Origin of the sequence: Phycicoccus sp. Root563 (genome assembly GCF_001427915.1) — a bacterium.
GTDB lineage: Bacteria > Actinomycetota > Actinomycetes > Actinomycetales > Dermatophilaceae > Pedococcus.
Genome location: NZ_LMGM01000001.1, coordinates 2072588 through 2089943 on the forward strand (window position 1 = coordinate 2072588; position 17356 = coordinate 2089943).

The following is a 17356-nucleotide window of genomic DNA, read 5'->3' on the forward strand; positions in this document are numbered from 1 at the left end:
AGCCCTCACCGGCGCATTGGCCGCCTTGGCGAACGCCGCAGCAACCTCCACCACCGCCCGCGCACCACCAGCCCGCGTCGACGGAGCATGACGACGCACCCACGACACCACACTCAACGCCTGCGGCCCGCTACCGGGCTCCCCACGCTCGATCGCCTCCCCCACCACCGCAACCCTGGCCGCATCACACGCAGCCCCCAACGCATCGACCTCACCCAACAGCTCAGCCAACCCGCCAACACCACCAACCGCACCCCCACCGGCCTGCCACAACCAGTCCCCCAGACCAGCCAACGCCACCCGGGCAGCCGCCAGACGCTCACGGCGCTGCTCCAACGTCAACCCCTGATCCATGCCACGACACTACCGGCGACCACCGACAACGACTCGACCCTGAGCGCCGACGAAAGACGTTGCACTGCAACAGATTTCGCGCCATACCAGGCACGACGATGTCAACCGGAACGGACGCGCCTGTGGACGGCAACCTCCCGCAGCCCACCCCTGTGGACAGGGGCCAAACAGACAGCGGGTGGAGCTCCTACGCCTGGCCGAGGTCCGCCAGCAAGCCGGTGAACCAGGCCTGCGACGCGTCGAACGCCTTGCCACCCTTGATCCGGTCGAACTCGATGGCCCGCAGCTCGTCACCCCGCTCCTCGTCCTGCCCGACGACGCCCGAGTCGCCCCGCAGGGCCGCATCGACGGCGAAGTCCGTGCACTGGCGGATGAGGGCGAGGTCGGCGTCGTTGGCCGCGGCCGAGCGTGAGAAGTACCCGCTCTTCTGCACGAGCACCTTGTCCGCCCCGAGCAGCTCGGCGAACTGCTCGGCGAACCACTGACCAGGGTTGATCTTGTCGATCTGCACGTGCCCGAACGGGTCGCGCGGGACGTCGGCCCCGGACTCCTCGAGGGAGGCGACGATCTCGGCGAGGCCGGCACCCTCGGAGATGAACAGGTTCACGCCGTCGGACTCGTCCATGACCGCCCGCAGCCGCTTGGCCTCCTCGGCGATGTCGAACGGGCGCTCGGGGACGAAGACTGCGTGGACGTCCCACCGCTCGGGCGAGTTCTCGAGCCAGCCCGCGAACTGCGACCCCTGGACCCAGCGGTGGTGCTCGAGCGCCGTGGCTGCGGTGAGCCACCCGCAGTTGCGGCCCATGACCTCGTGGACGATGAGCATGCGGGGGTTGGAGGAGTGCTCGGCGATGATGTTGCGCGCGTAGACCGCCCCCTGCTCGGCGGCCGTCCAGGCGCCGAGGGACTGGCGGATCGGCACGACGTCGTTGTCGATCGTCTTGGGCAGGCCCACCACGGTGAGCTCGTAGCCGTTCGAGTGCAGGTAGGCCGCGAGGTCGGCTGCGGTGCCGTTGGTGTCGTCGCCGCCGATCGTGTGCAGGACGTCGACACCGTCGCGGCTCAGCTGCTCGGCCGCCACGTGCAACGGGTCCTGCCCCTCCTGGACGAGGCCCCTCTTGACGCAGTCGGCGACGTTGGTGAGCTTGACCCGGCTGTTGCCGATCGGGCTGCCGCCGAACGCGTGCAGCCGGCGGGCGCTCGCGCGCACGTCCTCGGTGACCTCCACCGAGTCACCGGTGAGCAACCCGGCATATCCGTTGCGGTAGGCGAGGATCCGCACATCAGGGGCGACCTCGGTGTACCGCTCGATCAGGCCGCCGACGGCGGACGACAGGCAGGGCGCGAGGCCCCCGGCGGTGAGCATGGCGACGGTCTTCACAGGCATGGCCCCACTCTGCCGTGTCGCCGTGGGGACGACCAGAGCGGCCTCAGCGGATGGACATCACGGCGCCGGACCGTTCCCACCGCAGCACGGCGAGCAGGGCGTCGGTCGGGAGCGAGACGCAGCCGGCCGTTCCGCGCCCGGTGTCCACGTGGAAGAAGATCGCCGAACCCTTGCCGGCAGTGCGCGATTCGTTGTAGCCGATCACCTGGGCGTAGTTGTAGGCCGGGGTGTTGAGGAGGTTCTCCGCCGAGTTCCAGCGGCCGTTGACGGGCTTGCGCTGGTGGGTGTTGTAGAGGGACGAGGCGCTGTCGTCGACCCAGACGTCGTTCGCGTCGACCCGGAACCACCCCTGCGCGAGACCCGGGTCGGCCCGGACGCCGAACCCGCCGCGGAGCGGGTACGTCCCCGCCGGCGTCCTCAGGTCGCCCTCGCGCTTGGACCAGCTGACGCCGTTGCGTCCGACGTGCCCCTGGTAGGGGCCGAGGTCGAGCAGGTACCTGCCCCCGGACCTGCGACAGGCACGCACCGTCGCCGACGACCCCGAGGAGTCGACGAGCACGACCTGGGCAGCGCGGACACCCGAGGGCACCGTGCACGTCGCCGTGGCCGGCGACGGCTTCGGCTTCGGCTTCGACGTCGGCGTCGTCCTCGCGGGCGTGGGCCTGGTCGCGGGCGTGGACCGGGTCGTGGTGCGGATCGGGGTGGGCGTGGCCCTGCGCGTCGTGGCGCTGGTCCGCGTGGGGGTCGCCCCGGTCGTGGTGGTGCGCGTGGGAGTCACCGTGGTGGTGGACGCCGTGCTGGAGGAGGAGGTCGCCGATGTCGTGGTCGCGGCGCCCGTCGTCGGCCCCGTGGTCGACGGCCGGTCGTCGCCGCAGGCGGTCAGCGTAATCAGCCCGAGGACCACGGGCGCGGCCACGGCGGGGAGCGAGGCGCGGGGGCGCTTCATCGGTCGAAGTGCTGATAGTCGGGGTTGCTCCACAGCCCACCCCAGCGCAGGCCCTGCGAGGTGAACGCCCGGACCGCGGCACTCCCGCTCGAGGAGAAGACCCCCGGAGCCGGGCCGCGACGGGTGAGGAAGTACCGGTCCGGGTACACCGTCCCGTCGTCCGCGACGTACGGGTTCTCGAAGTCGTTCACGTCGATGGCCGTGCCGTACGCGTGCTTGCTGTACACCTTGCTGGCCTCCTCGCCCCCGACGTAGCGGCAGTTGAACGCCGAGGTGTTGTCGGCCTCCATCGCGGCGTAGTCGTCGGCCCCGGGCCCCTTGGGGTTGCGGCCCCAGCTCGAGTCCATCGGCTTCATCTGCCGGATGCGGAACTGCAGCTCGTACAGCCGGGCGAATGCCGCTGCCGCCTCGTCCGCGATCGAGGCGTTCACGACGATCGAGCCGCGCGAGCGCTTGCCGTCGAACCCCCAGAAGTTGACCCGCACCCATCGCAGCTGGCTGCGCCCGACCGGGCACCCTGCGGTCCACGAGTAGCCGATCATCTTCGCCCAGGCGGCGTCGGGGATGGCGCCGACCGACGCGTTGGCCCCTGAACCCACGGCAGGCTCGTTGCGCGGGAACCGCACCGAGGGCTCGGCCCCTGCCCGCGGCACCGGCCCCAGCGCCGTGACCGGCTTCGGGGCCCTCACCGGCGTCGACGTCGACGACGGGGTATGCCGCGTGGTCGCCTTGCGCACCGGCGTCGAGGTCGTGCGCCTCGCCGTGGTCGCGCTGCCCTTCGTCGCGGCGGTGCTCGCGGACGTGGTCGGAGCAGACGTGGTCGGACCGGACGTGGTCGGCACGGCGGTCGAGGTCGGCGTCGTGGCGCGGACCGCACCCGAGGCCCTCGGCGACGGGTCGTTCCCACACCCCGCGGTCAGTGCGACGGTCAGGGCGAGGGACAGCGCGAGGAAGGACACGGCATACCGGCGGGGGGAGCTCATCGGGGAACCACTGTGCCCGTTTCGTCCCGCCCGGACAAGCACGGTCCGCCCTGCGGCTGCAGGACGGACCATGGTGACGCGTTGGGCGTGCGGTCAGCCGTCCTTGCAGGGACGGGCGACCGTGGGCACCTCGGACCTGGGTCGCGCGGGCAGCGGCGGCACGTCCGCCTCGGGGGTGAGCGCGGTGTAGGCGTTGCCGATGACGAGGTCGAGACGGGTGCCCTTGCGGTCGATCTTGAGCAGCTCGGCCCCGGGCACGTGCTGCCTGAGCAGGGCTGCCGCGAGGTCTCCGTCCTCGCCGTAGCGGATCACGGCGGTCCCGAGCTGCATGGTCTGCAACGGGTCGTTGGAGACGTCCTTGACCTTGAAGCCGCGGGCCTTGACCTGGTCGGCCACGACCTTGGCCAGGCCCGTCTTGTAGGTGGTGTTGTAGACGTTGACCGAGACCTCGGACGGGATCGGCTTGAGCCGCTCGGGCATGGGCACGAGGTCCTTGTAGCCGATGCCCACGACGACGTCGACGGACGTGCCCTTGCGGACGTCCTCGAAGAGCTTGGCACCGGGGATCTGCGCGGCGGTGAGGAGGGCCTGGTCCAGGCCGGCCGGGCCGTGGTGGACCACCGCCGGCTGGGTGACGTACCAGGACTCGGGGGCGTTGCTGATCCCCCCGACCTTGAAGGCGCGCTTGGTCAGGCCGGTGGCGACCTTGGCCGCCGTCCCGTCCACGCCGGTGGCGTTCATGACGTTGACGGTGAACGAGCCACGCGCCGGTGCGGGGACGACGGTCGGCTGGCAGACCGGCTTCGGCGGCGCCGGGGTCATCCAGCCGCTGGAGTAGGCCGCGGTCATGCTCGCCGTCCCGAGCAGAACACCCGGGATGGTCACGAACAGCATGATCTGGCGCAGCCGGTGGTTGCGCCACACCTGCGTCGGTGTGCGGTCCTCGTCCTTCATCCCTACCCCCTGGCTCCTGCTCCGACTTTTCACAATGTTCACACCAGTCACACCAGTCACATGTCAAGCGACACGCTCACGACGGCTTTCGTCACCGAGCCGTGACGATCCCGGTGCGAGGATGTCGCCCCATGACCTTCCCCCCGACCTCGCTGACCGCCCTGCGCGGCCGACTGGCCCCCGGTCTGGCCGCGGGCGCGGTCCTGCTGCTCACCGTCGGGGCGTGCGGCGGACCGGACACCCTCCAGGGGACGGTCGTCTCGGCAGCCGCCGCGGGCAAGGCCGGCACGCCCCTCGATGGGGGCAGGCTGGCCGTGCTCGACGACGGCGGGCTGCGCGACTTCCTCGGCGCGGCAGGGATCGACACCCCTCCGCAGGCAGAGCTTGCCTACCTCGGTGGCCGGGTGCGACATGACGACGTCACGCGCGCCGGCGGCTCACTGGTGACGATCGACGACAAGGGCGAGTTTACGCTGACGACGACGGGTCGCCGGACCATCTGCCTGCTCCTCGAGACCCCTCAGGTCGACGTCCTGCGAGGGTGCGTCGCCCTGGAGCTCCCCGCCTCGGGACACCTGAGGATCACTGTCGCCAAGGACGAGCTCAAGGCTGCACTGGAGGACTGAGTCCGCGCGACCGCAGACCCCGGACGAGGGGACCTCAGACGACCGCGAGGTCCTTGGCGACGAGCTCGGCGACCTGGACCATGTTGAGCGCCCCACCCTTGCGGAGGTTGTCGCCGCAGATGAAGAAGTCGAGGGTGTTGGGGAAGTCCAGCGCCTGACGGAGCCGGCCGGCGAACCGCGGGTCCGACCCCACCGTGTCGTTGGGGGTGGGGAACTCGAACGTGTCCGGGTCGTCGAGCACGACGACGGCCGGCGCCTCGACCAGGGCCTGCCGTGCCTCGTCGACGTCGATGGGACGCGCGAAGGTCGCGTGCACCGCCACCGAGTGCGTGGAGATCACCGGGACCCGCACGCAGGTCGCGGAGACCCGCAGGTCGGGCAGGCCCAGCACCTTGCGGGTCTCGTTGCGGATCTTCAGCTCCTCGGAGGTCCAGCCGTCCTCGGCGGCGACGCCGATCCACGGCAGCACGTTCATGGCGAGCGGGGCCGGGAACGGCGAGTCCGTCCCGAGCTCGAACTCGATGAGCCGCCGCACGTCCCCGGGCGCGTGGCCCAGCTCGCGGTGCCCGGCCACGACCTCGATCTCGTCGTACAGGCGCGCCATACCGGCTCGTCCGGCACCCGAGGCCGCCTGGTAGGTGGCGACGACGAGCTCGGTGAGCTCCCACCCGGCGTGCAGCACGCCGAGGGCGTCGATCATCGTCAGCGTCGTGGCACCCGGGTTGGCCAGGATGCCCTTGGGGCGGTTGCGCACCTGGTGCGGGTTGACCTCGGGCACCACGAGGGGGATGTCGGGGTCGCCGCGCAGCGCGGAGCTGTTGTCGATGACGACCACGCCCCTGGCTGCCGCGATCGGCGCCCAGTGGGCCGCAACCGGCGACGGCAGGTCGACCAGCGCGATGTCGACGCCGTCGAAGAACTCGGGCGTGAGCTCCTGGACGACGACCTCGCGCCCGCAGACGACCAGCTCGGTGCCGGCGTCCTCGGGTGCGGCCGCGGCACGGATCTCGCCCCAGATGTCGGCCCGCATCGCGAGCACCTGCTGCGTGACCCGCCCCACGGCTCCGGTGGCACCGACCAGGGCGAGGGTCGGGCGGGGAGCCTTGGAGGCGAGGGAGGTCACCGTCCGGAGCCTCCGTAGACGACGGCTTCCCCGTCGGCGGAGTCCAGGCCGAAGGCCGTGTGGACGGCGCGGACGGCGTCGTCGAGCAGGTCGGCCCGGGTCACCACGGAGATCCGGATCTCGGAGGTGGAGATCATCTCGATGTTGACCCCGGTGTCGGCCAGCGCCCGGAAGAACGTGGCCGAGACCCCGGGGTGCGAGCGCATCCCGGCGCCGACGAGCGACAGCTTGCCGATCTGGTCGTCGTACTGGATCGAGCTGAAGCCGACCGACTCCTGCACCTTCTTCAGCGCCTGCACCCCGGTCTGGCCGTCGGTCTTGGGGCAGGTGAACGAGATGTCGGTCAGGCCCGTGTCCGTCGCGGACACGTTCTGGACGATCATGTCGATGTTGATCTCGGCGTTGGCGCAGGTCTGGAAGATCTCGGCGGCCTTGCCGGGGTGGTCGGGGACGCCGACGACCGTGATCTTGGCTTCGCTCCGGTCGTGGGCGACACCGGCGATGATGGGGGCTTCCACGGTGTCTCCTGCGGGGGTGGTGGGGGCTGGGGCGTCCGTGACGATGGTGCCCTCCTTCGCTGAGAAGGAGCTGCGGACGTGGATCGGGATGCCGAACCGGCGGGCGTACTCGACGCTGCGCAGGTGGAGCACCTTGGAGCCGGACGCGGCGAGCTCGAGCATCTCCTCGTTGGAGATCCGGTCGATCTTGCGGGCCGCCGGCACGATGCGCGGGTCGGCGGTGAAGACACCGTCGACATCGGTGTAGATCTCGCACACGTCGGCGCCCAGCGCGGCGGCGAGCGCGACGGCCGTGGTGTCGGTGCCACCCCGGCCGAGGGTGGTGATCTCCTTCGTGTCCTGGCTGACGCCCTGGAACCCCGCGACGATGACGATGTGGCCCTTCTCGAGGGCGTCGGTCACGCGGCCCGGGGTCACGTCGATGATGCGGGCCTTGCCGTGCGTGGAGTCGGTGATGACCCCGGCCTGGCTGCCGGTGAAGGACCGCACGGTGTACCCGAGGTCGGCGATGGCCATGGCCACCAGGGCCATCGAGATGCGTTCGCCGGCGGTGAGCAGCATGTCCATCTCGCGCGGCGGTGGCTGCGGGCTGACCTCGTTGGCGAGGTCGAGCAGCTCGTCGGTGCTGTCACCCATCGCCGAGACGGCGACGCAGACGTCGTTGCCGGCCTTCTTGGCCTCGGCGATCCTGCGGGCGACCCGCTTGATGCTGGCGGCGTCAGCCAGCGATGAGCCGCCGTATTTCTGGACGACGATCGGCACGGTGGAACTCCTGGGGACCAGACGACGGTGCAGGTTCTCGCGTGGGGTTCACGCGCGGAGCGCCGAGTCTATCGACCGTCCTCATCGTGGGACCCGGCAACCGTATGCCGGACGGGAACGCCCGCGGGCGCGTCACCGTCAAACGGCGGTCACCGGCACCGGCGGAGGGATACGGTCAACCATGACCATCGAGGTTCAGGGGGTCCGCCGCGCGTTCGGCGACGTCCTCGCGGTCGACAGCATCAGCCTCACCGCCGCACCGGGCGAGGTCACCGCGCTGATCGGCCCCAACGGCTCCGGCAAGACGACGCTGCTGCTCATGCTCGCGACGCTGCTCGTCCCCGACCAGGGAGCGATCCGCATCGACGGGCTCGACCCGGTCACGCAACCCACCGAGGTCCGCGCGCGCATCGGCTGGATGCCCGACGGGTTCGGCACCTGGGACGCGCTCACGGTGAGGGAGGTCCTGCACACCGTCGCCGCGGCATACCGGATCCCCCCGGACCGGGCCCGCGCCCGCACCCAGGAGCTGCTCGCGACGGTGCACCTCGAGGACCTCGGCGACCGGCGCGCGCGGGTCCTGTCCCGGGGTCAGAAGCAGCGCCTCGGACTGGCCCGCGCGCTGATCAACGACCCGAGCGTGCTGCTGCTCGACGAGCCCGCCTCCGGTCTGGACCCCCGCAGCCGGATCGAGCTGCGCGACGTCCTGCGCGCCCTGGCGGCGCAGGGCAAGACGGTGCTCGTGTCGAGCCACATCCTCACCGAGCTCCAGGAGGTCGCCGACCGGGCGGTCATCGTCGCCCGGGGCCGGAGCCTGCAGACCCAGCGGCTCGACGACGACTTCGTGTCGACCGGCACCGCCTCGTGGCGCATCGACTCCCTCGACCTGTCCCGGCTCACGGACTGGCTCGCCGACCACCACGTCCCGGCCCGCCGCGTCGGCGGCGGCCTCACCGAGGTGGAGGTGTCCGGCGAGGAGAACGCGGCCCGGCTGCTCGCCGACGTGGTGCGTGACGGCATCCGGGTCACGACGTTCGCCCCCAGCCAGGGAGCCCTCGAGACCGCCTACCTCGCAGCGACGGAGGACCGGCGATGAGCTGGGACGGGATGATGACGGTCGCCACCCTCGAGCTGCGGCAACGGGTCCGCACGTCGAAGTGGCCGATCGTGCTGGCCGTGTGGGTCGCGATCATCGCGCTCGTGGCGTTCCTGTCCTACTGGGCGACGAACGACGCCGACCTGCGGTCGGGCGAGTCGATGTACGACATCGTCATCTTCTTCGTGCTCGGCCTGGCCATGCTCATCGTGCCCTCGCTGACGGCCACGTCCGTCAACGGCGACCGTGAGCACGGCGTGCTGGCCACCCTGCAGACGACCCTGCTCACGCACTGGGACATCGTCATGGGGAAGCTCGTGGCGGCCTGGGTCATCTCGATGACCTTCCTCGTCACGGCGATGCCGTTCATGGCGTGGGCGTGGTTCGAGGGTGGGGTCCGCGGCGACAAGATCGCCCTGTCCGTCGTCGTGCTCATGCTCGTGCTCGCCGTGGTCTGCGCCCTGGGCCTGATGTTCTCGACCCTCACCGCGCGTCCCATCGCCTCGGCCGTGCTGACCTACCTCACGATGGGCGCCCTGGTGTTCGGCACGACCATCGGCTTCGCCCTGTCGGCCTTCCTCGTCACCGGCGAGGAGAAGATCCAGGTGTTCGGGATCCCCGACAACTGGTACGAGACGCACCAGCCGCCGGCGGTCGACCCGGCCGACCCCACCCTGACGCCGGAACAGATCGACCAGCTGAACAAGGCAGGACAACCCACCCCGGCGGACTGCACGACCTTCACCCGCACCGTGACCCTGGCCCACACCGAGCGGATCTGGTGGATGCTGCCGCTCAACCCCTTCGTCGTCGTCGCCGACGCGGCGCCCTCGGAGCCCCGCAAGCGCGGCGACCAGTACTCCTCCGGCTTCACCCCGCTGCGGTGGATCAGCCTCGGTGCCCGGTCGGCGCGCAACGGGCCCAGCGCCCAGGCCACCGACGAGTGCGCGATGCTCACCAACACCGGGGACACCGGATTCACCGACCCGTCGGAGAACGCGCTGAAGACGGCCCCCGTATGGCCGTACGGGCTCGCATTCCTGCTGGTCGCCGGCAGCGGTGCGGCCGTGGTCGCCGGGCGCCGTCTCCGGACGCCCATCCGACGGCTGCCGAACGGCACCCGCATCGCCTGAGCTGCGGCCTCAGGGGTGCAGCGCGTCGAACTCGGCTTCGGGGACCAGCTCCGAAGCGCGTGGCCCTCAGGGGTGCAGTGCGTCGAACTCGGCTTCGGAGATGGTCTCCTCGTCGGCATCGAGCCGGATGTGGCCGAGCAGGGACTGCAGCACGCGCAGGGCGGCGGCCGCCCGCTCACCCCAGTCGGACAGGTAGCTGAACTGCCACCACCAGAGCGCCTCGGACAGCCGGCCCGCGTCGTGGTGGCGCAGCCCGTGGGCGAGCGCCCCGGCGACGACGGTGATGTCGTTGGACAACGACCCCGTGGTCAGCTCGGCCGAGGTGACCGGGTCGACGAGGTCCGCGTACTCGTCGAGGCCCTCGAAGAGGTTGGCGAACCCGGTGCGCAGCGGGTCGAGCTCGGGGTCGGTCGTGTCGGCCTCGAAGCGCTCGGCCGGGACGATGTCCTGGATCGCGGCGAGGCGCGTGCCCATGACCAGCGCCTGCGACAGCGCGAGCAGCGTCATGGGGATCGCCGCGTCGGGTGCCGCGCCCGAGGCGACCTCGGTCACCGTCGCGAGGTAGTGCCTGGCGTCGTTGGCCGACTCGTCGGCCAGCATCCGCAGGTCGTCAGACATCGAGCAACCGCCTTCCTTCGAACGCCCGACCGAGGGTGACCTCGTCGGCATACTCCAGGTCGCCACCCACGGGCAGGCCCGAGGCGAGGCGGGTGACCTTCAGGCCCATGGGGCGCAGGAACCGCGCGAGGTAGCTCGCGGTCGCCTCGCCCTCGAGGTTGGGGTCGGTGGCGATGATGACCTCGGTGACCTCGCCGGACGCGAGGCGGGTCATCAGCTCCTTGATGCGCAGGTCGTCAGGACCGACGCCCTCGATCGGGCTGATCGCGCCCCCGAGCACGTGGTACCGGCCGCGGAACTCGCGGGTGCGCTCGACGGCGACGACGTCCTTGGGCTCCTCGACGACGCAGATCGCGGTCCCGTCGCGGCGGGGGTCGGCGCAGATCCTGCACTGCTCGCCCTCCGCGACGTTGCCGCAGGTCGCACAGAACCGCACCCGGGCCTTGACCTCGGTGATCGAGTCGACCAGGCGCGTCACGTCGACGGCGTCGGACTGCAGCAGGTGGAAGGCGATCCGCTGAGCACTCTTGGGGCCCACGCCGGGAAGCCGGCCGAGCTCGTCGATCAGGTCCTGGACCACACCTTCGTACACATCCGTGAGCCTATGCCCTGCGGGTGTCAGCCACCGGACCGGACGCGCTCGCGGAGCCCACCGGCCAGACCCATCACCGTGAGCTGGTCGACCAGGCCGCCCAGCCGGGCAGCCAGGACCGGGTGCTTGACCGGGGCCATCCGCAGCCGGAGGTGCAGGCGACTGCCACCCTTCCCCTCGGGGGTCAGCCGCAGGCACCACGTCAGGTGGGTGCGGCCGCGGGTAGAAGTGTGCAGCAGGTGGTGGGGCGGGTCGATCGAGGCCACGGTGAACGTCGCGTCGCGCCCACCCCAGTCGGGGATCACGTCGCCCTCGGCGAGGTCGAGGTGCTGTGCGTCGAGGTGTCGCAGGCCTCGCCTGGCCGGAGGGATGGCGCGTTCGAGCAGGGCCGGGAAGTACCACCCGGCACGGCGCTTGCCGAGCTGCACCAGCCACGGCCAGACCGCCTCGGGTGGTGCGGGGAGGCTGAAGGCGCGGTCCATGACCACGTCCGCATCGACCAGCTCGTCACCGGGGAGGGTGGCGCTGCGTTCGGCGGGAGTGGGTCGGGTGAGCACAGTGGTCAGCCCTCGTCGATGACCTTGCCGCCGAGGAGGCGCTCGATCACCGGCCGCCCCACGTCGCCCACGGCCTCGATGTCCTCGTCGTCGTCGCTGGCAGCGCTGTCGTCGGCGATGTAGGTGTCGGGCGTCCGCTCGGGCTCCTCCGCCGCGACCTCCGCCTTGGCCCGCGCCAGCAGGGACCCCGGCGCCGCGGGGACCACGGCGATGGGCTGCGCTCCCGGGGCCGGTTCGGTGGCCCAGCTCGGGCCGCTGCCCGGCGCCGCCGGTGCGCTGGCCCAGCCACCGTCGCCGGACTCGGGTGCGGGCGAGGGTGCGACGGCACCGCTCGCGGCGTATGCCGTGGCAGCGCGCCCACCGGCGTCGGAGGAACCTCCGGCCGCACCGCGACCGGGGGTGGCCCCCGCGGCGGACCCGGTGCTCCCGGAGCCACCGGCCGCCTGGTCGTGGAAGCCGCGCGAGGTCTCCTCGGGACCGACCACAGGGTGCGACTCCCCGCTGGGGGCAGCCAGCCGGGCGTCGGGCACGGGGATGCCCTCGACCCTGGCATCCACACCGAGGACGTCGATCAGGGCCTGCCGCACGAGATCGGCGTGCGGGCCGTGGCGGAACGTGTTGGCGATGCCGACGGTGGAGATGCCGAGCACCACTCGGCGCCCGTCGAACTCGTGCACCGTCGCGTGCTCGGACAGCAGCGTCCACGTGGTGCGCTTGTGCTTGAAGATCCAGCCGAGGATGTCCGGCCAGGCCCGGCGGATCGCCGCGGTGTCCATGCCGCCCGTGGGCGCGCGCTCGGGCTGGGGCTGGTCCTGCTCCACGGCCGGTGTGGTCGCCGACGTGGTCGTAGGCGTGGTCGTGGGCGGTTGAGGGGGCTGGGCCTGCGACGGCTGCGACGGCCCGGCCTGCGCCGGCGACGGCTGCGCCGGCGACGGCTGCGCCGGCTCGGGCGCGACCGGATCGGCGGTCCCGGTCGGCGGCTCGGTCGGCGGCTCGGCATCGCGATGCTCCCGCTCGGCGCCCCGGCGCTCCGGCTCGGTGCCGCGGTCCGTCGGCTCGTCCGTCCGGGTCGGCGCGGCCGGTTGCTCGACGACCGGCGTGGCCATGGTGGGCGGCGCGTACAGCGGTGTCTCGGGGCGTTGGGTCGGTGCGGCTGGGGCGCTCGGCTCGGCTGCCGGGGCGGGAGCCGCGGACGCCACCGGCTGGACCGGCACCTGCGGCCGGGCGGCACTGGACGGGACGCCCTCGACGTCGAGGCGACGCTCGAGGCGGTCGAGCCGCGCGGCATACCCGCTCTCGCCGGAGGCCCCCGGCAGCAGGACGCGTGCGCAGATCAGCTCGAGCTGGAGGCGGGGCGCGGTGGCACCGGTCATCTCGGTGAGGCCGGCGTTGACGATGTCTGCGGCGCGGGAGAGGGCGCCGCTGCCGAAGGCCGCCGACTGCTCGCGCATGCGTTCGAGCTGGTCCTCGGGCACCCCGCGCAGCACGGACGAGGCCCCGTCGGGGATGGCGGCCACGACGATGAGGTCGCGCAGCCGCTCCAGCAGGTCCTCCACGAACCGGCGAGGGTCGAGCCCGGTCTCGATGACCCGGTCGACCTGGTGGAACACCCCGGCCGCGTCCCCCACGGCGAAGGCGTCGATGGTGGCGTCCAGCAGCTCGCCGTCGGTGAACCCGAGCAGGGCCGCGGCGCTCTCGTAGGTGAGGCCCTCGTCGGTCGAGCCGGCGATGAGCTGGTCGAGCACGGACAGGGAGTCACGCACCGAGCCACCGCCGGCGCGGGTCACGAAGGACAGGACGCCCGGGGCGACCGCGACCTCCTCCTGGGCGCACAGCTTCTGCATGTAGTCGGAGAGCTGGCCCGGCGGCACGAGGCGGAACGGGTAGTGGTGGGTGCGGCTGCGGATCGTGCCGATGACCTTCTCGGGCTCGGTCGTCGCGAAGACGAACTTCACGTGCTCCGGCGGCTCCTCGACGATCTTGAGCAGGGCGTTGAAGCCCTGCGGCGTGACCATGTGGGCCTCGTCGATGATGTAGATCTTGTAGCGGCTCTGGGCCGGGCCGTAGGACGCGCGCTCGCGCAGGTCTCGGGCGTCGTCGACACCACCGTGGCTGGCCGCGTCGATCTCGATGACGTCGACCGAGCCGGAGCCGCCCCGGGCCAGCGCCACGCACGAGTCGCAGACGCCGCACGGGTCGGGCGTCGGGCCCTGCTCGCAGTTGAGGCAGCGGGCCAGGATCCGGGCGCTGGTCGTCTTGCCGCAGCCGCGCGGGCCGGAGAACAGGTAGGCGTGGTTGACGCGCCCCGTGCGCAGCGCCTGCATGAGCGGCTCGGTGACGTGCTCCTGACCGATGACGTCGGCGAAGGACTCGGGCCGGTAGCGGCGGTACAGGGCGGTGCTCACGATCGGAACCCTAGTCGGCCCACCTGACACGGCACAGCGGCCGCCGGAGGGCGTCCGCCGCCACCGCCCGGCCCTCCTCGACGACCCTGCGAGCCCTGACGTGGAGCCGGTGCCAGACTGTCGGCGACGACAGGAGATCCATGGCTGCGCGAGGCAAGCAGGGCACGACCACCCCGAAGACGAAGGCGAACCCGCTCGTCCTCGAGGTCAAGGGCGCCGGCAAGGACATCGAGGGCTCGGTGCTGCTGGCGCCGATCGACCTCAGAGCCAAGGCCGGTCAGTGCGTCGTCCTGCGCGGCGAGAACGGCAGCGGTAAGACGACCCTGCTGCGCATCCTCGCGGGCGCGCTCGAGCCGTCCGTGGGCTCGGCGACCTTCAACGGCGCCCCGCTCGACGAGCGCGACCCGGCCACGCGCGCCGGGGTGGCGTCGCTCGTGGGTGCCCCCACGGCATACCGCGACCTCACCGTCATCGACCACCTCGTCCTCATCGACTCCACGTGGGGCGGGCAGATCTCCACCGCGGACGAGCGGGCCGACGCGCTCCTCGAGACGCTGGAGATCGACCACCTGTCGGAACGGTTCCCGCACGAGCTGTCCTCGGGTCAGCAGCAGCTGTTCCACCTGGCGATGGTGCTGTTCCGGCCGTCGACGGTGCTCCTGCTCGACGAGCCCGAGCAGCGCCTCGACACCCACAAGCGCGAGCTGCTCACCCGGATCCTCGTCGAGCGCAAGGCCGCGGGCGCGACGCTCGTGATCGCCTGCCACGACCCCGTGATGACCGAGGCGATCGCCGACCGCGTCGTCGACGTCGCGGGCGCATGAGCGAGCGGGACGACGCGGTCGCCGGGACGAGCGGCCCCACGACGGACGAAGGTCGCCTCACCCAGGCGCGCAAGGTCATCCGTGGCGGCCTGCCCGAGCAGGGCAACGGCAACGCCGTGTATGCCGCGTACGTCGCCGTCATCGCCTCCCTCGTCTACGGCGTGCCCGCGTCGCGCGCGTTCTTCAAGTTCGTCGACCCGCAGTGGCTGTCCCGTCACCTGACCGGTGTCCAGGGCGTCCTGGTCGTCGGGGGGATCGTCGTGGGGGCGCTGCTCCTGGGGTACCGGCTCGGGTCGGTCCGCGGCCCCGTCGTACCCGACCTGCCCTACCTCGACCACGTCGCCTCCAGCGCCCTCGACCGCGCGGTCGTGCTCCGGCGCTGGTGGCGGATCAGCCTCGCCGGCTGCCTGGTCCTGGGCCTGCTCACCGGTGCCGTCGTCGGCACGGGGATGGTGTCTGCCGGGATCGCCCCGGTCGTCGTGCTGCTGCCGACGACCCTGGGCGGCCTCGTCGTCGGCCTCGCGCTGGGTGGTGCCTGGCTCTGGGGGCAGGTGCGCTCCTGGCCCACCGGCGACCGCGGTCCGGCCACCGTGCTGCGTGGCCGTCGTTCGCTGCGGGCCCTGCACCACGTCGGCCTGCGCACCCAGTCGGCTCGTGCCGTGACCATGGGCGGAGCGGTCCTCGCCGGCGACCTGCGGGCAGCCCGCCTCGACGTCGCCGCACCGAGCACCCGCCTGCGCCGGACCCGGCTGCGGGCCCGCGGACGGGTCACGGTGGTCGCCGAGCGCGACCTGCTCGGCCTGCGCCGCTCGCCCGGGACGTTCGTCGTCGGCCTCGTCCTGTCGGCCGCCGGCTGCTGGGCGCTGGCGCACTCGACGACCCCCGGGGTCCCCAACATCGTCGCCTTCGCCGGCGTGCTGGCCGCCTACCTCGGGTACGGCGCCTGGTCCGAGGGCATGCGCCTGCAGGGCGACAACGCCGGCACACCGGCGCTGATTGGGCTGCCGTTCGGCGAGGAGGCCCTGGCGCACCTCATCACCCCGTCGGCGATGTTCGCCGCAGTGGCCGTGGTCTGCGGCGTGGTCGTCGAGACCACCTCGTCGGCCGGCCCCGCCGCGATCTTCTGGCCGGTGGCGATGACCGCGCTCGTCGCCGGGACACACCTCATGGCGGCGTTCCGCGGGTTGCCGCCGGTGACCCTGTTCTCCCCCGGCTCGGCCGTGATCTCCGTCGGGTTCTGGTACTCCCGGCCGCTGCTGCTCGCGCTGATCGGCGGCGTGGCCGCGACGGCGCTGCTCACCCGCTCGAGCCTGACGAACGCCTTCATGGTCCTGGTGCTCGCGTCATACGCCGCCGTCATGTTCGGCCGGCGCCGCGTCCGCCTCCTCGACGAGGCCCACCGCGCCTGACCCCCGGCCCCACCGGCGCAGCTGGCGAACGCCGCTGCGCCGCTGCGCCGCGCGGGCAAAGCGGGAGTTGCTCGGCAGGACGGCACTTATTTGTGGGGGCTTTCCCGAACGACACCCGCTTTGCGGTTCGCCGACGGGGCCGGAACGACAAAGGGACACCCCGCGTACCTGGAAGAGCTCTCCTACCCTTGCTGCATTCCTGCCCTGGGGGAGTTCGGAGAGGTACCACCACGCGGGGTGCCTGCGAGAAGTGTAGACGGGGCCGTGCCGTGGCAGCCAATCCCCTCTTGCGACACTGGTGCCCATGACTCCGCTCGTGCTGTTCCGCCGTCTCGCCGTCGCCGAAGCCGTCACGTGGGCGCTGCTGCTCACGGGCATGGTCCTCAAGTACGGCACGAGGACGACCGAGCTCGGTGTCCAGGTGTTTGGCATGGTGCACGGCGTCGTGTTCATCGCCTACTGCCTCACCACGGTGTTCGTCGCGGTCAACCAGCGCTGGTCGGCCCGCCTCACCCTGCTCGGCCTGGTGAGCGCGGTGCCGCCGTTCATGACGGTGTGGTTCGACCGCCGGGCCGAGCGGCGCGGCCGGCTCGAGGGCGGCTGGCGCCTGGCGCGGGGCGGCGAGTCCCCGCGTTCGGTGCCGGAAAAGGTGCAGGCCTGGATGCTCGCCCGACCGGTCGCGGCGGTCGCGGTCGCCCTCCTCGCCGTGGCTGCCCTGACCACCGTCGCGCTGCTCGTCGGGCCCCCTGCGAGCTCCTCCAGCTGACGATTTCAGGACAGGGCCCCCGCCCGTGTAGCCTCGCCCGCGGAGGATTCGCATAGTGGCCTAGTGCGCACGCTTGGAAAGCGTGTTGAGTGAAAGCTCTCAGGGGTTCGAATCCCCTATCCTCCGCCACAGAGATGACCCCCAAGCTTGCGCGGGGGTCTTTCTCTTTGGCGGTGGGTAGGTGATGACGGGAGCCTGAGCGGGCGGCGAGGAACGAGCCGGCCGCGAAGGCGGCTCTCCTATCCTCCGCCACACGAGTAGGGCCCCGAGCATGCGAGGGGCCTTTTCTCATGCCCCGGCCCC

Annotated in this window: 17 protein-coding genes, 1 tRNA gene, 1 other RNA gene and 1 pseudogene; 8 read left to right on the forward strand and 12 right to left on the reverse strand. The window is 71.9% G+C overall.

Annotated elements, in window-relative coordinates:
• The 3 genes and pseudogenes from ASD62_RS20685 to ASD62_RS19745 form a co-directional block, all read right to left on the reverse strand.
• Window positions 1–354, reverse strand: a pseudogene (locus ASD62_RS20685) (hypothetical protein); the annotation flags it as partial.
• Window positions 355–541: 187 nt separating this feature from the next.
• On the reverse strand, window positions 542–1741 hold the full coding sequence (locus tag ASD62_RS09805; protein ID WP_056915801.1) for a pyrophosphate--fructose-6-phosphate 1-phosphotransferase: 1200 nt from the start codon (window positions 1739–1741) through the stop codon (window positions 542–544).
• A 43-nt stretch (window positions 1742–1784) separates the two neighbouring features.
• Entirely contained in the window at window positions 1785–2330 is a 546-nt protein-coding gene (locus ASD62_RS19745; RefSeq protein ID WP_082580679.1) for a L,D-transpeptidase, read from the reverse strand.
• Between the two features lies 1 nt (window position 2331).
• Here ASD62_RS19745 and ASD62_RS19750 point away from each other — a divergent pair, with 1 nt between their 5' ends.
• Entirely contained in the window at window positions 2332–2751 is a 420-nt protein-coding gene (locus ASD62_RS19750; protein ID WP_082580681.1) for a hypothetical protein, read from the forward strand.
• On the opposite strand, the gene ASD62_RS09815 is transcribed toward ASD62_RS19750, so the two are convergent.
• The gene (locus tag ASD62_RS09815) at window positions 2684–3670 is read right to left on the reverse strand and encodes a M15 family metallopeptidase (RefSeq protein WP_056915803.1); all 987 of its coding nucleotides are present in this window, start codon (window positions 3668–3670) and stop codon (window positions 2684–2686) included. The genes ASD62_RS19750 and ASD62_RS09815 overlap by 68 nt on opposite strands.
• 93 nt (window positions 3671–3763) lie before the next feature.
• Window positions 3764–4624, reverse strand: coding sequence for a LytR C-terminal domain-containing protein (locus tag ASD62_RS09820; RefSeq protein ID WP_056915804.1), 861 nt, complete (start codon window positions 4622–4624; stop codon window positions 3764–3766).
• A gap of 131 nt (window positions 4625–4755) precedes the next feature.
• On the opposite strand from ASD62_RS09820, the gene ASD62_RS09825 reads away from it, so the two are divergent.
• The gene (locus tag ASD62_RS09825; protein ID WP_056915805.1) at window positions 4756–5250 is read left to right on the forward strand and encodes a hypothetical protein; all 495 of its coding nucleotides are present in this window, start codon (window positions 4756–4758) and stop codon (window positions 5248–5250) included.
• Between the two features lie 34 nt (window positions 5251–5284).
• Here the strand turns inward: ASD62_RS09825 and ASD62_RS09830 are convergent, their stop codons facing one another.
• Window positions 5285–6373, reverse strand: coding sequence for an aspartate-semialdehyde dehydrogenase (locus ASD62_RS09830; RefSeq protein WP_056915806.1), 1089 nt, complete (start codon window positions 6371–6373; stop codon window positions 5285–5287).
• Entirely contained in the window at window positions 6370–7653 is a 1284-nt protein-coding gene (locus ASD62_RS09835; protein WP_056915807.1) for an aspartate kinase, read from the reverse strand. The genes ASD62_RS09830 and ASD62_RS09835 overlap by 4 nt, the downstream gene beginning before the upstream one ends.
• Window positions 7654–7834: 181 nt before the next feature.
• On the opposite strand from ASD62_RS09835, the gene ASD62_RS09840 reads away from it, so the two are divergent.
• Both ASD62_RS09840 and ASD62_RS09845 read left to right on the forward strand, forming a co-directional pair.
• Window positions 7835–8749 carry an ABC transporter ATP-binding protein gene (locus ASD62_RS09840; RefSeq protein WP_056915808.1) on the forward strand — a complete coding sequence of 305 codons (915 nt, stop codon included), beginning with the start codon at window positions 7835–7837 and terminating at the stop codon, window positions 8747–8749.
• Window positions 8746–9882 (forward strand): ABC transporter permease, encoded by a 1137-nt coding sequence (locus ASD62_RS09845; RefSeq protein WP_056915809.1) that lies wholly within the window; start codon window positions 8746–8748, stop codon window positions 9880–9882. Before ASD62_RS09840 ends, ASD62_RS09845 begins: the two co-directional genes overlap by 4 nt.
• Window positions 9883–9948: 66 nt before the next feature.
• On the opposite strand, the gene ASD62_RS09850 is transcribed toward ASD62_RS09845, so the two are convergent.
• From ASD62_RS09850 to ASD62_RS09865, 4 genes are read right to left on the reverse strand one after another with little or no spacing between them, the layout of a single operon-like run.
• Entirely contained in the window at window positions 9949–10500 is a 552-nt protein-coding gene (locus tag ASD62_RS09850) for a DUF5063 domain-containing protein (protein WP_056915810.1), read from the reverse strand.
• Window positions 10493–11092 carry a recombination mediator RecR gene (gene recR, locus ASD62_RS09855; protein WP_056915811.1) on the reverse strand — a complete coding sequence of 200 codons (600 nt, stop codon included), beginning with the start codon at window positions 11090–11092 and terminating at the stop codon, window positions 10493–10495. The genes ASD62_RS09850 and recR overlap by 8 nt, the downstream gene beginning before the upstream one ends.
• A gap of 26 nt (window positions 11093–11118) precedes the next feature.
• The gene (locus tag ASD62_RS09860; RefSeq protein ID WP_056915812.1) at window positions 11119–11649 is read right to left on the reverse strand and encodes an SRPBCC family protein; all 531 of its coding nucleotides are present in this window, start codon (window positions 11647–11649) and stop codon (window positions 11119–11121) included.
• A gap of 5 nt (window positions 11650–11654) precedes the next feature.
• Window positions 11655–14054 (reverse strand): DNA polymerase III subunit gamma and tau, encoded by a 2400-nt coding sequence (locus ASD62_RS09865; protein WP_056915813.1) that lies wholly within the window; start codon window positions 14052–14054, stop codon window positions 11655–11657.
• A gap of 140 nt (window positions 14055–14194) precedes the next feature.
• On the opposite strand from ASD62_RS09865, the gene ASD62_RS09870 reads away from it, so the two are divergent.
• Both ASD62_RS09870 and ASD62_RS09875 read left to right on the forward strand, forming a co-directional pair.
• Window positions 14195–14878 carry an ABC transporter ATP-binding protein gene (locus ASD62_RS09870; protein ID WP_082553437.1) on the forward strand — a complete coding sequence of 228 codons (684 nt, stop codon included), beginning with the start codon at window positions 14195–14197 and terminating at the stop codon, window positions 14876–14878.
• Window positions 14875–16287 (forward strand): hypothetical protein, encoded by a 1413-nt coding sequence (locus ASD62_RS09875; RefSeq protein ID WP_056915814.1) that lies wholly within the window; start codon window positions 14875–14877, stop codon window positions 16285–16287. The genes ASD62_RS09870 and ASD62_RS09875 overlap by 4 nt, the downstream gene beginning before the upstream one ends.
• A 146-nt stretch (window positions 16288–16433) precedes the next feature.
• Here ASD62_RS09875 and ffs read toward each other — a convergent pair.
• An RNA gene (gene ffs, locus ASD62_RS19760) (signal recognition particle sRNA small type) lies at window positions 16434–16532 on the reverse strand.
• 59 nt (window positions 16533–16591) lie between these two features.
• Between ffs and ASD62_RS09880 the strand changes: the two genes are divergently transcribed.
• Window positions 16592–17053 (forward strand): DUF3817 domain-containing protein, encoded by a 462-nt coding sequence (locus ASD62_RS09880; RefSeq protein ID WP_056915815.1) that lies wholly within the window; start codon window positions 16592–16594, stop codon window positions 17051–17053.
• 41 nt (window positions 17054–17094) lie between these two features.
• Window positions 17095–17182, forward strand: a tRNA-Ser gene (locus ASD62_RS09885).
• The last annotated feature ends 174 nt before the right edge of the window (window positions 17183–17356 follow it).